General features: G+C 49.6%; 8 protein-coding genes and 1 CRISPR repeat array. Of the genes, 3 read left to right on the top strand and 5 right to left on the bottom strand.

The features are described 5' to 3' along the window. Nucleotides 1–278: 278 nt before the first annotated feature. Complete coding sequence (locus LK536_RS37670; protein WP_506092103.1) at nt 279–851, bottom strand: helix-turn-helix domain-containing protein; 573 nt, start codon at nt 849–851, stop codon at nt 279–281. A gap of 202 nt (nt 852–1053) precedes the next feature. Between LK536_RS37670 and LK536_RS37665 the strand changes: the two genes are divergently transcribed. Genes LK536_RS37665 through LK536_RS37655 form a run of 3 tightly spaced genes read left to right on the top strand, consistent with a single transcriptional unit; the run spans nt 1054 to nt 5575 of the window. After that, nucleotides 1054–2124, top strand: a complete 1071-nt coding sequence (locus LK536_RS37665; RefSeq protein WP_227795324.1) for a mandelate racemase/muconate lactonizing enzyme family protein — start codon at nt 1054–1056, stop codon at nt 2122–2124. A 50-nt stretch (nt 2125–2174) separates the two neighbouring features. After that, nucleotides 2175–3341: a DUF819 family protein gene (locus tag LK536_RS37660; protein ID WP_008721786.1), complete on the top strand. Its 1167-nt coding sequence runs from the start codon at nt 2175–2177 to the stop codon at nt 3339–3341. Between the two features lie 11 nt (nt 3342–3352). Further along, entirely contained in the window at nt 3353–5575 is a 2223-nt protein-coding gene (locus LK536_RS37655) for a CocE/NonD family hydrolase (RefSeq protein ID WP_227795323.1), read from the top strand. Nucleotides 5576–5983: 408 nt separating this feature from the next. Beyond that, nucleotides 5984–9861: direct repeats of the CRISPR family, unit length 33 nt; unit sequence ATTTCAATCCACACAGCCCTCGCAGGCTGTGAC. 485 nt (nt 9862–10346) lie between these two features. Here the strand turns inward: LK536_RS37655 and LK536_RS37650 are convergent. The 4 genes from LK536_RS37650 to LK536_RS37635 all read right to left on the bottom strand — a co-directional run bounded on the left by LK536_RS37650 (nt 10347) and on the right by LK536_RS37635 (nt 15110). Continuing rightward, complete coding sequence (locus LK536_RS37650; RefSeq protein WP_227795322.1) at nt 10347–11342, bottom strand: MBL fold metallo-hydrolase; 996 nt, start codon at nt 11340–11342, stop codon at nt 10347–10349. Further along, nucleotides 11339–13318 (bottom strand): alpha-amylase family protein, encoded by a 1980-nt coding sequence (locus LK536_RS37645; RefSeq protein ID WP_227795321.1) that lies wholly within the window; start codon nt 13316–13318, stop codon nt 11339–11341. The genes LK536_RS37650 and LK536_RS37645 overlap by 4 nt, the downstream gene beginning before the upstream one ends. A 71-nt stretch (nt 13319–13389) precedes the next feature. Then, nucleotides 13390–14223 carry a carbohydrate ABC transporter permease gene (locus LK536_RS37640; RefSeq protein ID WP_227795320.1) on the bottom strand — a complete coding sequence of 278 codons (834 nt, stop codon included), beginning with the start codon at nt 14221–14223 and terminating at the stop codon, nt 13390–13392. 14 nt (nt 14224–14237) lie between these two features. Then, entirely contained in the window at nt 14238–15110 is an 873-nt protein-coding gene (locus LK536_RS37635) for a carbohydrate ABC transporter permease (RefSeq protein ID WP_025483166.1), read from the bottom strand. Nucleotides 15111–15168: the final 58 nt, after the last annotated feature.

Raw genomic sequence — 15168 nt, 5'->3', positions numbered from 1 at the left:
ACCCTCATACTCATGACGGTATATATGATACCGCCGGCGCAGCCCGGCGTTCATACGCCTGGCAGGCACCGTACTATGTCAAACAACGTAGTACTCGTATGCCGCGTGGTCCCAGCTATGTTTTAAACAGCTATATAGATATGATTTTTCAAAGAACAATAGATACTTTAACAATATAACAACGATTGGCCTGAAAATCAATGTTAATATTATCACATATTGATGCAAATTTTTTGTACAATACTAACAATTTTTGTTCTGCGGATTATCGATTTCCCCTATCCTGGAAAATGCAGGGTTCCCCACACAGGAGGCGTGATGGTGGAAAGCACCTCCACATAATCCGCGGTGTCATTGATGCACGTATGGGGTAAATCTTCCTCAATGATGGTTGTATCGCCTTCATTGAGCACAATGGTCACATCCCCTGCCACAACGGTCAGGGTTCCTTTCAGCACAAGGAGGGTTTCCTCGCTGTGATGGACAATGGGGATTTCCGTGTCCCTGGAACATGGCTCAAGGATGGCCTTTATCATCAGCGTTTTAGGCGAAAAATTCGGTGAAGGAAGCGGCGTCAGGAATTCATATTCCACGCTGCTTTTTTTAATGCGCGCAGACAGCCTTTCCTCCCTGCGTATGGTCAGGTTATGTGTATTCCTATGGTCATCCATCAGTACATAGACAGGGACATCAAACTCCCTGGCGATTTTGCGCAGGGATGACAGGGACGGCTCCGCCTCCTCCCGTTCCACCTGGGAAATGTATCCGATGGACAGTCCTGTGCGCTCTGACAGCTCCTTAATGGTAAGTTTCTTACTTTTACGGTATTCTCTGATATTCGTACCCAGCATATCCGGCTCCTTTTTTCTCATTACCCCCTATTTTAACGGTTTCCCCGCACTTGTGCAAGAATATTCATGGCAATTTTTGATATTTTATGTATGATTTGGCGTATTTCAACCGGAAACAGTTGACCCATATTTCAACCTATAGTAAAATTATAGGAAAATATTTCAGTTTTTTATGATATAACCATAATTCAGGAGGATAAAGATGAAGATTACAGGTATGAAAATCGAAAAAGTGCAGATTCCGTTAAAGGAACCTGTGAAGGTAGCATTTGCAACGGTCAGCTATCTGGAAAGCGTGCTGGTCCAGGTAACCGTGGACCAGGGCCTGGTGGGATACGGAGAGGCCTCCCCGTTTGCCCCGGTCACCGGTGAGACCGTGGACGGCGTCATTGCCGTGCTGGAACTGTTCAGGCAAGGACTGATGGGAATGAACCCCATGGATATCGAAGCCGTACACGCAATGATGGATGGCCTGATTGTTGGAAATGGCGCTGCAAAATGCGCCGTGGACCTGGCCATGTACGATCTGATGGGAAAGGCCCTGGGACAGCCGGTATACAAACTCCTGGGCGGTTACAGCAATGTAATACAGAACGACATCACCATCGGCATCAGCACGCCGGAATCCATGGCGGCCGAGGCCCGCAGGCTGGTAACGGAGGATGGCTGGCATATACTTAAAATCAAGGCCGGCATTGACTATAAAGAGGATATCCGCACCATGAAGCTGATCCGGAAGGCAGTTGGCATGGATGTCCGCCTGCGGGTGGATGCCAATCAGGGCTACAGCGTATCCGATGCGGTCTGCGCCCTTGAAGGATTTAAGGAATACGGGATAGAGGCAGTGGAACAGTGCCTGCCCCACTGGGATATGGAAGGTTCGGCATTCATCCGCAGGAAGGTCAATGGGATCCAGATCATGCTGGATGAATCCATCCATGAGCCTGTGGACGCTGCCAGGGCCTGCCGCCTTCAGGCCGCCGACATACTCAACATCAAGCTGATGAAATGCGGTGGCCTGTATCCGGCTGCCAAAATCAATGCCATTGCCGAGGCAAACGGGGTCACCTGCATGGTGGGCTGCATGCTTGAGACAAAACTGGCAATCACCGCCGGGCTGAGCCTGGTAGCTGCCAAAAAGAACGTGACCGAAGCGGACTGTGACAGTTTCCTGTACTACAGCGCAAACCCGGTGGAAGGCGGCTTTGTCCGTGATAAGGATACCTTCACACTGTTTGACAAGCCTGGATTTGGCGTAACCCTTAACCTGTAGGATCCGGGAAATGAAATGCCGGTATAACAAATAACGAAAGAGGTACGATTATGCAATTCCCCATGTTCCAGACAACCGATGAATTATTAACAGTAATCTTAGTAATGGTGGCATTTTCCCTGTGGGTACAGCGGTTCAGGGTATTCAAATATGTGGGTCCGGCCTTAACGGTCATCCTCATTGGCCTTACGCTGGTCAACCTCCGCATTGTGCCTGGCTATCAGGACGTGTACGGTGTGGTGATTACATACTGTGTCCCCATGTCCATTTCCATCTATCTTCTGAATATCAACCTCAAGGAACTGGCAAAGCTTTCAGGCAAGGCCCTGGTGGCCCTGGTATGCGCCGTATTCAGCGTCTGCCTGGTAGCCACGGCCTTTGGCGCTGTATTTGGCAGCAAGATGTTTGAGGGCTGGAAAATCGCCGGCATGTTCGTGGGAACCTATACAGGCGGCAGTGCCAATCTCACCGCCATCGCAGTGGGCCTTAATGCTGCCAATGAAACCATTGCCGCAGCCAACGCAGCGGACTATGTCATCGGCATGCCCACCCTGTTCCTGATGTTCGCGGCCCCGGCCCTGTTCCAGAACATAAAATTCCTGAAAAAATTCTGGCCCTACCACCTGACGGACGAGGAGCGCATTGGCGACAATGAAGAACCTATACTGATGGCCGAGCAGAAATGGAGCATCCAGGATATTGCGTGTCTTCTGGCTGTCTCGGTTACCGTTGTCACCATTTCCACCAGGCTGGCATCCTTCCTGCCGTCTGACTTTGCCAGCGCGGGCAGGATCCTCCTGATATCCACCCTCTCCATTGCAGCCGCACAGATTCCGGCTGTGGGGAGGCTGAGAGGAAACCTGAACCTTGGCCTGTTCTTTGGCCTTATGTATCTGTCCATCATCGGCTTCAGCGTGGACCTGGCCTCCTTCTTCGGTTCCACCATAACCATTACCCTCTTCTGCTTCTGCGTCATTGTGGGAAGCATCGGGCTTCACCTATTCCTTTCCAGGATGTTCAAGGTCCCATATGAGTATGTCATCCTTGGCATTACCGGAGCCATTGCAGACGGTACCACCGCATCCCTGGTGGCATCCAGCGCCAGATGGAACCGTCTGGTCAGCGTGGGGCTGCTCATGGGGGTTCTCGGCGGCGTCTGCGGAAACTATGTAGGTATCATGGTTGCTTATCTGATCCGGTTCATCATCGGCGCGTAAGGAGTGTGCATATGGAGCAATGGAATTTTTATCTGTCCGGAATACTATACGGAGTATTGGAAAATAGAAACGGCCGCATCTATCACAGACCGCTGGATGTATATACAGGCAAGCTGGATGACTGGCAGGAGCTTGAAAGCGGGAACAACTGGTACAGGGAACTGGGGAAGATGGATGTGCGGGAAGCGCTTCTTGGGCTGAAGGACTATGAGGCCGGGGTGCGGGGGTGCGCAGATGGGGCGGATGACTGCATGGATGGGACGGCTTCCTATACGGCCAGGGCGGCTTCCTATACGGCCGGGGCGGCTTCCTGTACGGCCGGTCCATCTTCCTGTAAACGGTTCATAACCCCCCGGGGTGAAATATTTGAAAAAAAAGATAAAGATGCATATGTACAGCGTAATATAAAATTCCCCAAGGACCTGATACTTGAATCCGGGACTATCGCAGCATTCGTCACCCCCTACCGTGACCAATGCGCAGTCCTGGTAAAGGACGGGCTTGAGGACAGGACAATCCTTAAGCAATGGACAGACATAAACCGTTCTCCCCTTTATGCGGTAAAACCACCTGTAACGGTCACGATTCCCATGCGGGACCAAGTCCGCCTGGCAGCAGACATCTATCTGCCTGCTGCCGCTGTAACCGGAGAAAACAATGGGAATCAGACACCTGGAAAGGTGCCGGAAAGAATCCCGGCAGTATTAATCCGCACCCCGTACGGAAAAGGCGCCGGGGCATCCTCCTATTTCCGTTTCGTACAGCGCGGCTATGCCGTGGTGATTCAGGATGTAAGGGGGAGGGAGGACAGTGAAGGCGAATGGCTTCCCATGTACTACGAAGTGGAGGACGGCGATGACACCCTGACTTGGATCAGCGCCCAGACCTGGAGTGATGGAAATGTGGGAATGACCGGAGGCTCTTATCTTGGATATGTCCAGTGGGCCGCTGCCGCCAGCGGTAACCCACATTTAAAGGCCATGCTCAGCAGTGTCTGCGCCGGAAGCCCGTTCATCGATGTTCCAAGAAGGGGAGGCTGCTTTAACTCAGGCATGCTGGCCTGGGCCTTCATGGTTTCCGGCCAGCGCGCCAATCCATTGCTGATGGCCCGTGATGACTGGGATGAGGTCCTGGATATCCGTCCCCTGGAAGAACTGGCGCCAAAAGCCCTGGGATACGATATCCCGTTCCTGAAAAAATGGTTTGAACACATGGACTATGACGAGCTGTGGCAGCAGGGGAACTGGAAGGAGCGCACCAAATCCCACCGTGTACCGGCGCTGATCATGTCGGGATGGTTTGATGACAATGGGATGGGAACAACGGAAGCCCTGGATTTATACCATGATTACCAGGAGAAGAAGGTAATCCTTGGACCCTGGATGCACTCAGGCAATGCCAACTACGATATCCACGGCTTCGCCCTTGGAAACAACGCACTGCGCTACGATATGGACCTGATATGCCTGGCCTGGCTGGAGCATTACCTGAAGGGTGTGGAAAATGGAATTGACCGCACACCAGCCGTGGAGTATTACACAATGGGCACCAACCAGTGGAAAACCGCAAAAAACTGGCCTGTACCCGGAACAAAAGAACTGAGCCTGTATCTGGACGGCAGTCATGAAAATGCCGGGACAGGAAACAAAGGCCGCCTGTCCCCGAATGCCCCCCTTACCCCTTCCCTGGATTCCTATATCTATGACCCGAAAAATCCGGCAGTCCACCTGGTTGACATGTCCGAAAACGAACTGGAGGTGCCCGGCGATTACGCTGCGGAAGAACAGCGGTCTGATATACTGTGCTATTCCACCGACATATTATCCCAGGACCTTACCATCACGGGAGATGCCTGCGCTGAGCTTTACCTTTCATCCGATTGTGTGGATACGGACCTTGTGGTACGCATCACGGACGTGGATGAGGACGGCCGTTCCATGAAGCTGGCCGATGGCGTCATCAGTGTACGATACCGCAACCAGTTTCATTTTCCTGAGTTCATGGAACCTGGAACCATTTATCCGGTCCATATACGGACCACCAAACTGTCACATACATTTTTAAAAGGACACCGGCTGCGGGTCACCATAACCTCCAGCGCCAGCAATTTCATCTTTCCTAACAGAAATACCAAAGATGGGTTCAACAGCGAGGAAACACGGGTTGCACACAACTGCATCCATAGGGGTGGAGAGTATGCTTCACGGGTGGTTTTTATGCAGGAACCGGAATAGGATATCGCATCTGGGAAGAAGAGATTTTTTTAAATTGTTTTTCTTAGAAGGGTAGGATTTGTTTTTGGTTATTGTTTTATATTGGCAGGTGTAGGTGCAGAAAGGAATTAACAAGTGTTAGTCCTAACTGTTTTCCTGCGGAAAAGAATCCCTTAAGAGCTACAGCCCTTAAGGGATTTGCTTTGTAATACAATGCATATACCATCTTTTTATTGCCGATATCATGATTATGTGGAGTTCTGTATAATACTGATTTTTCTACACCGTTCACTCCTGAATATGAAAAATTTTTTATTTAAAACATCTTTTGAGCAAATACGTGATTTTGCGGCTTTTGCAAGATAAAACCATCTAGCCCTCGAAGGCTGTGACAAAATAATGCGGTTGGAGGATATCGCAGGTGTGACTATTTCAATCCACACAGCCCTCGCAGGCTGTGACTTACCGGGTATTCGCATCCAGGGATGATACGGATGATTTCAATCCACACAACCCTCGCAGGCTGTGACCCGATTTTGTAATATCGTACCGTTCCACCTTTTGAATTTCAATTCACACAACCCTCGCAGGCTGTGACGTAACGAGGGCAGATAGGATGTTTTCATGACACTTATTTCAATCCACACAGCCCTCGCAGGCTGTGACCATGGTAAATGAAGCGTATACCCATACCACGAAATTTCAATCCACACAGCCCTCGCAGGCTGTGACATTATGGAAAGCATGGTATTATAACGATTTCAGAATTTCAATCCACACAGCCCTCGCAGGCTGTGACGTGACCCATTCATGGATTTTTCCAGGTAATTCGGAATTTCAATCCACACAGCCCTCGCAGGCTGTGACCCCTGTCTTTTATTGGTTTCTGATTTGCGTAAAGATTTCAATCCACACAGCCCTCGCAGGCTGTGACCTACGTTACACTGTATAAAGATGATTATACTGATATTTCAATCCACACAGCCCTCGCAGGCTGTGACCTTGCTCATGGGCGTGAAGCTGTTCATGATGCAATTTCAATCCACACAGCCCTCGCAGGCTGTGACGCCCTTGCTGATAAGGTGATGACTAAACTTCTAGAATTTCAATCCACACAGCCCTCGCAGGCTGTGACAAAAGTATGTAGCACAAGTGGTCATCCCTGCAAGGATTTCAATCCACACAGCCCTCGCAGGCTGTGACTGGTTTGTACATAGTAACACAATACTTGCGGGAATTTCAATCCACACAGCCCTCGCAGGCTGTGACTTTCTTGCCAGGCCTGTAGCATTGCAAACATCCTATTTCAATCCACACAGCCCTCGCAGGCTGTGACACAATATCATTCCCCAAACAGTGATGTTTATATGAAATTTCAATCCACACAGCCCTCGCAGGCTGTGACTCAGCCCTTTCATTCCTTGTCGGTTCCCTTTTACGATTTCAATCCACACAGCCCTCGCAGGCTGTGACATTCATATAATCCCCGACATATAACTTTGATACATTTCAATCCACACAGCCCTCGCAGGCTGTGACAGGTACTTAGGCCCCCTCGCTTTATAATATAGATAATTTCAATCCACACAGCCCTCGCAGGCTGTGACCCGTCAGGGTGATGGCTGCGGTCTGGTATCCAGTATTTCAATCCACACAGCCCTCGCAGGCTGTGACTGTGGATAAATATGCGGTAGGTTCTCAGCTTTTTATTTCAATCCACACAGCCCTCGCAGGCTGTGACGGTCAGATATGGCTTAGCCGCCACAACAGTCGGGATTTCAATCCACACAGCCCTCGCAGGCTGTGACTTATAGGATTTTTCACACGGATAAAAGCGGATTGAATTTCAATCCACACAGCCCTCGCAGGCTGTGACGTGTAATATCTAAGGTGGCTTTTGAAACTGAGTTAATTTCAATCCACACAGCCCTCGCAGGCTGTGACTTTGACAAGAAAATTATTGGAATCATACATACCATTTCAATCCACACAGCCCTCGCAGGCTGTGACATATGGACATGGACCAGGTTGTGGACTACAGGGCAATTTCAATCCACACAGCCCTCGCAGGCTGTGACCCTGCCCAACCAGGAATACCGTCTGGGATTTCTGATTTCAATCCACACAGCCCTCGCAGGCTGTGACCCTGATTTGTACTGGTATTCCAGATTGATTATATCATTTCAATCCACACAGCCCTCGCAGGCTGTGACTATTAGAGCCTGATATGCCGCGACATATGTTTTATTTCAATCCACACAGCCCTCGCAGGCTGTGACCCGATGAGTCTGCAAAGCATGTCAAGTCTCTGCAGATTTCAATCCACACAGCCCTCGCAGGCTGTGACCCAGGCCATCAATGGCCTTATCAAAATTCAGGTTATTTCAATCCACACAGCCCTCGCAGGCTGTGACAGATACCGTCCCCTGGCGGTTCCCAGGGGAGAAAGATTTCAATCCACACAGCCCTCGCAGGCTGTGACACTTCTCCCAGGTGCTACAGGATGCACTGATTGATAATTTCAATCCACACAGCCCTCGCAGGCTGTGACAAAGTTAAATATAAGTAATTTGCTATATTAGTAAATTTCAATCCACACAGCCCTCGCAGGCTGTGACGCGGATATATGCGGTTAAATGGTGGATGGAACAATTTCAATCCACACAGCCCTCGCAGGCTGTGACGCAAGGACCTAGAAGAGGCAAAAGAAAAAATCACAATTTCAATCCACACAGCCCTCGCAGGCTGTGACCGGCTCCGGCCTGGCCAGGAATTTCCCTGGGAGAATTTCAATCCACACAGCCCTCGCAGGCTGTGACGTATGGACGGACTACCAGCCAGCACAAGGGGTTCTATTTCAATCCACACAGCCCTCGCAGGCTGTGACGTCCTGGAAAGGTGATGCCGATTCGTTCAGTAACATTTCAATCCACACAGCCCTCGCAGGCTGTGACTGTCATGGTATATCCTCCAATCCTCAATTTTACAGATTTCAATCCACACAGCCCTCGCAGGCTGTGACATACATCATTGGCGAGGGGATATGTCCCCGTGGATTTCAATCCACACAGCCCTCGCAGGCTGTGACTTCATTGTACACGATGGGATGTAACGAAGATTATAATTTCAATCCACACAGCCCTCGCAGGCTGTGACGGGAGACCTATATCTGCTTCCTGCGCAGGATGTCAATTTCAATCCACACAGCCCTCGCAGGCTGTGACTGGGTTCTGGTTGGCATTGATACTTTGGATAGTGATTTCAATCCACACAGCCCTCGCAGGCTGTGACCAAGGGTTCCCTTATACGGAGCAGACATACCACATTATTTCAATCCACACAGCCCTCGCAGGCTGTGACGAACTGAATATTGTGACATTATGATACAACCTATGATTTCAATCCACACAGCCCTCGCAGGCTGTGACTGATAATCAATCTAAAAAATAAATCACTGAGGTGATTTCAATCCACACAGCCCTCGCAGGCTGTGACACTCATCAAACAGTATGACGAGCTGTTACATAAATTTCAATCCACACAGCCCTCGCAGGCTGTGACCAACAAACGCCCCTATTAATAAGCCTCACTAAAATTTCAATCCACACAGCCCTCGCAGGCTGTGACTACGCAGCATCCACACGATGGCCTCGTTGCGGTCCTTATTTCAATCCACACAGCCCTCGCAGGCTGTGACGGAACAGGATTGGGTTACAGTTCGAGGGTTTCAAGATTTCAATCCACACAGCCCTCGCAGGCTGTGACGATTTGGGCTATTGTATCACAGGGGGTGATTCCATGATTTCAATCCACACAGCCCTCGCAGGCTGTGACTTTGTTATGTAATTTCATGGATTGATATGAGGATATTTCAATCCACACAGCCCTCGCAGGCTGTGACTCAACAAACGCCCCTATTAATAAGCCCCACTAAAATTTCAATCCACACAGCCCTCGCAGGCTGTGACATCCGCCTGGCGGAGGCAATGGCCCAGAACTGGGGATTTCAATCCACACAGCCCTCGCAGGCTGTGACTTACTGGACAGGCCGTAACTGGCACCCGGTTCCGTATTTCAATCCACACAGCCCTCGCAGGCTGTGACTCAGGTCCGGGTTGTCAAACAGGCTGCTTGGGATATTTCAATCCACACAGCCCTCGCAGGCTGTGACTATTTGCGCCGTATCAAAAACAGCAGAGCCGTTTTATTTCAATCCACACAGCCCTCGCAGGCTGTGACACTTTGATGTGGTGCGCCGCGATCAGATATTTGGCATTTCAATCCACACAGCCCTCGCAGGCTGTGACTTTACTGCACTTATCACAACGCGCATGATGATTACTCGCAGGCTGTGACAGCCCTCGCAGGCTGTGACCCACGCAGCACGCTTCTTTAAATCCACCAGAACAGCGCAGGCTGTGACAGCCCTCGCAGGCTGTGACAGCAATTATGCTCAACAAAAACCTCATACCAACAAACATTATTACATATAATTCATAAAGTCCATTTCCAAATTCTCATGAAAATAAAGAACGCCTCAATTTCCACCCTACTATTCCGGGTGCGAATCCCCCAGTAATTTTATGTTCACTTAGGATTCGCACCATCATTTGCTTTCTAACATTTATATATCCTCTTCATCAACTCCCGAATACCAAAATTTCCCATTTCCGCTGAGAATAAACCTATTTCCATACAAATATTATACAAGGTTTTTCCACAAAAGAAAAGTCCAACACTGACTCATACACGACATATGCATAATCCAAGCTACATGTCCCTGTCATATGCTTTATATAAACAAAGTCCCATCCGGATCTAACCGATGAAACGCTTCTTTTAGCCCCATTAACAGTCTTTCATCCAGCTGTTCCGGGAGAAGAAGCTCAGCCTGTGGGAATGTTCTGCCTATCCCGGAATCATACTTTGCCCCATCCGTAAATATGACAGCCCCCACATCCTTGCCCTTCAGGCCGCTTCGGTTGTAAAGCAGTTCCTCCAGCCCCTCCGCATCCCCTAAGGGATTGATAACCATATTCTTTCCCCCATCCTGAATCAGGCAGGTGCAGCCCTGACTGCCCGACAGGTTCAGTCTTCTCCATGACAAATGCGTTTCCTTCATCCCGGGCCGGTGTTCCGAAACCACAAATGCATCCCCATGTCCCGGTATTATGATATCAGCATCCCTGGCCGCCTTCCTGATGCTTCTGCGCGTCTCATCCAGGTCTTCATTGAACCAGTATCCATCCAGATTCTCAAAATATTCCGGCCCCATGATAGTATCACCAGCCACAAGGACGGATCTGCCACGGCTTTTGAATATCAAACCAGTCAAACCAGGAGTATGCCCCGGAAGAGGGTAAAGCCGGACACCCTCTGTCAGCTGGCCGGGAGCCGGACGGAATCTGTCAATCTCCCCTTCCACTAACGATGCCAGGCTGTCATCCCCCGCCGCTTTTTCCCTGGCTGACTCCATGTCCCGGATACTGGCCTGTGACATGTAGCACACCGCATTTTCATACATCCCCATATCCACCCTGTGATCCCCATGGTAATGGGTTGCAAACACAATATCCACATCCCCGGGTTCCAGCCCGCAGTATTGTTTCAGCTTTGCCTTCATTTCCTCAAAGGGCTGTGAGGGGTCTGCGAGGATTACGGTATCCCCATCCCGGATAACGGTTGTGGTGGCCAGGACAGGATGGTAAGCCCGGCTGTCACTTTCACCCCAGTACTTATTCCTTGACAAATGCCCGATTGTCAGTTGTTTCCACTCTATTCCACTCATCTGTCCTTGCCCTCCTGTCCAAATTCTATCAGATACGCCCGATATGTACCAATAGATGAAATAACCAGCTTATCCGTACCCTCCTGGAGAACAGCTCCTTCCTGACCCAGTTCCCATATTCGGTCCGGAATCCTATCCGTCCACCAAAACCCAGCCTGCTGGCTAATGGGTTCCCAAACCGTGGTACCATTAAATCCGCTCAGGTTAATCATCTGCAGGAGATACTGTCCCTTTCCGCACGGACCATAAAATACCTCCAGGCTTTTATGCGCGGTGACAATGAAATCATCCTTCAGGCACCCCATATTGCGGATTATGTCCAGTATGATATCCTTAAATGCTTCATATCCATGCTGATAGTAAAGGGTTCCTGGCTGCCATGGAAGATAAATATTCTTTTCTTTATAGATGGTACCGCCCGGAATCTCCGTGACCTCATGTCCAAAACACCGTTCCGGAGGGCCGTACATGGCAGCGGACACGTAGGGGAGTATGGCATTTCCCTCTCCCTGCATCCGGTAAAATTCCCTGTCCATATAAATCCAGTCCTGTTCCTGAAATGATTGGAACATGTCTTTGGGCTGGGTCAGGATATAACTTCCTCTCACTGGTTCCACCTTTTCCGTCAGCGCCTGCCCAAACAGTTCCTTAAGAAGCGTCCCATTGTGTCTGAAACTGCATCCTGTGGCCAGAATCACTGCGTCTGACGATTTCAGGGCCTGGGCAAAATTCCGGCTGTCCACATCCTCAATTCCCGGAAGAATGATGAGTTTATATTGTTCCAGGTATTCAGCCGCCATGTCCAGCCCCTCCTGCATGATTACATCAAACTGGATATGGGACTCTTTCAGCATCCGGAACACGCCCCGGTACTCCGAAGAAAACTGCGTTTCATACGGCGGATTGGGCTGTACCAGCAGTACCCCTGCATCAGAACGCAGATTATCAAAATAAGCCTGATACCGCTTCTGGAACCGGAATACCTCCTTCACACCGTCATAATTCTTCCTGTCAGGATAATCCTCAAATGCCCCGATGATACACCAGTCCAGATTGGAACCATTTGCCATATTCTGATACAGCCTTATCTGGTTCAAGAACGGTGATACCCCCATGAAACGGTACGGTATATCCACTGCATTGATGGCACAGTTGCTGGATACCTTTCCAGGAAATGTCCCCTCCACCGACGCCGTATTGTCAGAAGCGGAATAAATCCAGAAAGGGTATGGACGGTCCAGCGCCGAGTTGGACTCCGTTCTTACGATATCCACACAATGCCCGCTGTACGTACTCAGCGCAATCTCCGGATTGACCGAATCAATGGTCCTGCGGATTTTCTCCAGGATATCCCTGACCGTATACTCTTTGAATTCCCTATATCTGCGGTATATGGGGTCATCCTCGTTTTCTTCTGTTGGAAGCATTTCCCCGTACATCCCTAAAAACCGTCTTTTGCAGTTTTCACACTGGCAGATGCCCACATACCGGTTGTCATAATCCCTCGTCTGATAGCCGAACATGTTAAAGAAAATACCGTCCACCGGATATTTCCCCAATATTTCTTTTATGATTTCCAGGGCCTTGACCTGCTGGTATCCACCGTTTATGCAGGCAGCCACCGTATCGTTAAAACAGATGGCAGAACCATCCGCCCGCCTGGACAGCCATTCCGGATGGATGTCTCCAAGGCTTTCATGGACCTTGCTCACATCGAACCTGGCAATCACCTTTATGCCGTTATCGTGGCACCGTTCTATCAGTGTCCCGAACATATCATTTTTAAGATACGGACTTGGGACCTGGCAGTCCAGCCCGGATGGTGAAAATGCACTGATTCCCCCGCATCCGATCTGTACCACATCCGCGCCGAATTCCTTCAATTTTTTTATCTCCATGTCAATGTCCAGGTCCGCATCAATATCCCTTAGATTATTTTGAATCATACGGAACCTGTGTTCCATCCACCATTTCATATAATCCCCTTCCTTTCGCCATCTGCAATATCCCCGCTATGCCATATTCCCACTGCCAGGCTGCTGTTCCTTCACCCTTTCACGGCCCCTGCCACCATTCCGTCCACAATTTTTCTCTGTAAGAAGATATACACCACGATAATGGGTACCACCGCCACCATGACCGCGGCGCACTGCAGGCCGTAATCCACAAAGAATTCCCCCTTTGCGGAAGCTAAGAGCATGGGAAGGGTATGGAATTTGTTGTTGGACAGCAGCACCATTGCATATGCGTATTCATTCCATATGCTGACAAATGACAGGATAATGACCGTCACAATACCATTCTGGCTCATGGGCATAATGATTTTGGTGAGTACCTGGAAGGAATTACACCCGTCGATAATGGCTGACTCGGCAATCTCCCCGGGGAGCGACTGCATGAATCCCACCATGAGAAAAACCGCCATGGGAATCTCAAACGCAGCGTAACACAGGGTGATGGGATACTTGTGGTTTAAGAATCCAAAGGTGTTGAAATTCTGGAACGTGGTAATGAGAATGGCCAGCCTGGGAATGATGATTCCGATGACAAACAGGTTCTGAAGCCACCTGGACATCCTGAACCGGTACTGGGACAGCAGGAACGCAGCCGGGATGACGCAAATCAGCATGATGAGCAGTGTTGCCATGGTCAGGGAAAAGGAATTCCAGTAAGCTCCCAGTATATTTTCCTTCAGTATGTTCACATAATTGACAAGATAGGTAAAACTTTCCGGCAACAGGACGGTTGCGGAAAAAATCTGGTCATTCGTCCTGAATGAATTGGTAAATGTCCAGAAAAGCGGAAAAACCGTCACCAGGGCATAGGCGGACAGGAGTACATATTTTACAGCCGCGGATATCTTCACCTTTTTTCTCTTCATATTTTCTCCCCCATCTAATCATTCAGACGGGCAAAGCCCGCCCTGACTGCCGTAACAAAGATACCGCTGAGCACACAGATAACCACCGCAACGGCCGTCCCCATACCATACTGCATGCCCGCAAAAGCCTTGCTATACATCATGGTAGCCGGAACCTGGGTGGAATTCACCGGTCCGCCCCCTGTGAGCATATAAATATAATCGAAGTTCTTGAATGAGTTGGATACGCTAAGTACCACACAGATCTGGATAATAGGAAGCATCAATGGAACGGTAATCCTCCAGAACAGGTTCCATGGGCCTGCGCCGTCAATCTGCGCTGCCTCATACAGCTCCTCCGGGATGGACTGCAGCCCGGAAAACATAATCATTATGAAAAGACCCATGGCCTGCCATATAGGCACCGCAATCGTGGCATAAAATGCTACCGACCGGTCCCCCAGCCATACATGCTTTAAACCGTCCAGCCCCACTGCACCCAGAAATGCGTTTATCAGTCCTATATCCTTATCATACATAACCGTAAACATGACGCAGACCGCCGCAGAGCTTATGACCACCGGAATGAAATAGGCTGAGCGGAAAAAGGAATTGCACTTTGCCTTTCCTCTCAGTAAGAATGCCAGGCCCAGACCGATACCGGACTGCAGTATGCCCGCCAGGACGGCCCACTTAATGACCCTCAGGACACTTTCCTGAAATACACGTTCATTCAACAGTATTTTAAAATTCCTAATGCCGTTAAAAACAGGTTCAAAAATGCCGTCCCATTCAAAAAAACTATAGTACAGCGTCTGTACAAACGGATAGATAAAAAATACAGAGTAAATCAGCATCGCAGGCAGAAGATACAATGACAGCCCCTTCTTGAATTTTAATATCCCCATCCGGAATCCCCCTTTCTAAAGCGTGTTCCCTGCAGGATTCCTGCAGGGAACACAGCAC

Source organism: Clostridium pacaense (genome assembly GCF_020709765.2).
GTDB lineage: Bacteria > Bacillota > Clostridia > Lachnospirales > Lachnospiraceae > Enterocloster > Enterocloster hominis.
Note: the sequence above shows the minus strand (reverse complement) of the source record. Positions and strands in the feature narration are given on the sequence as shown.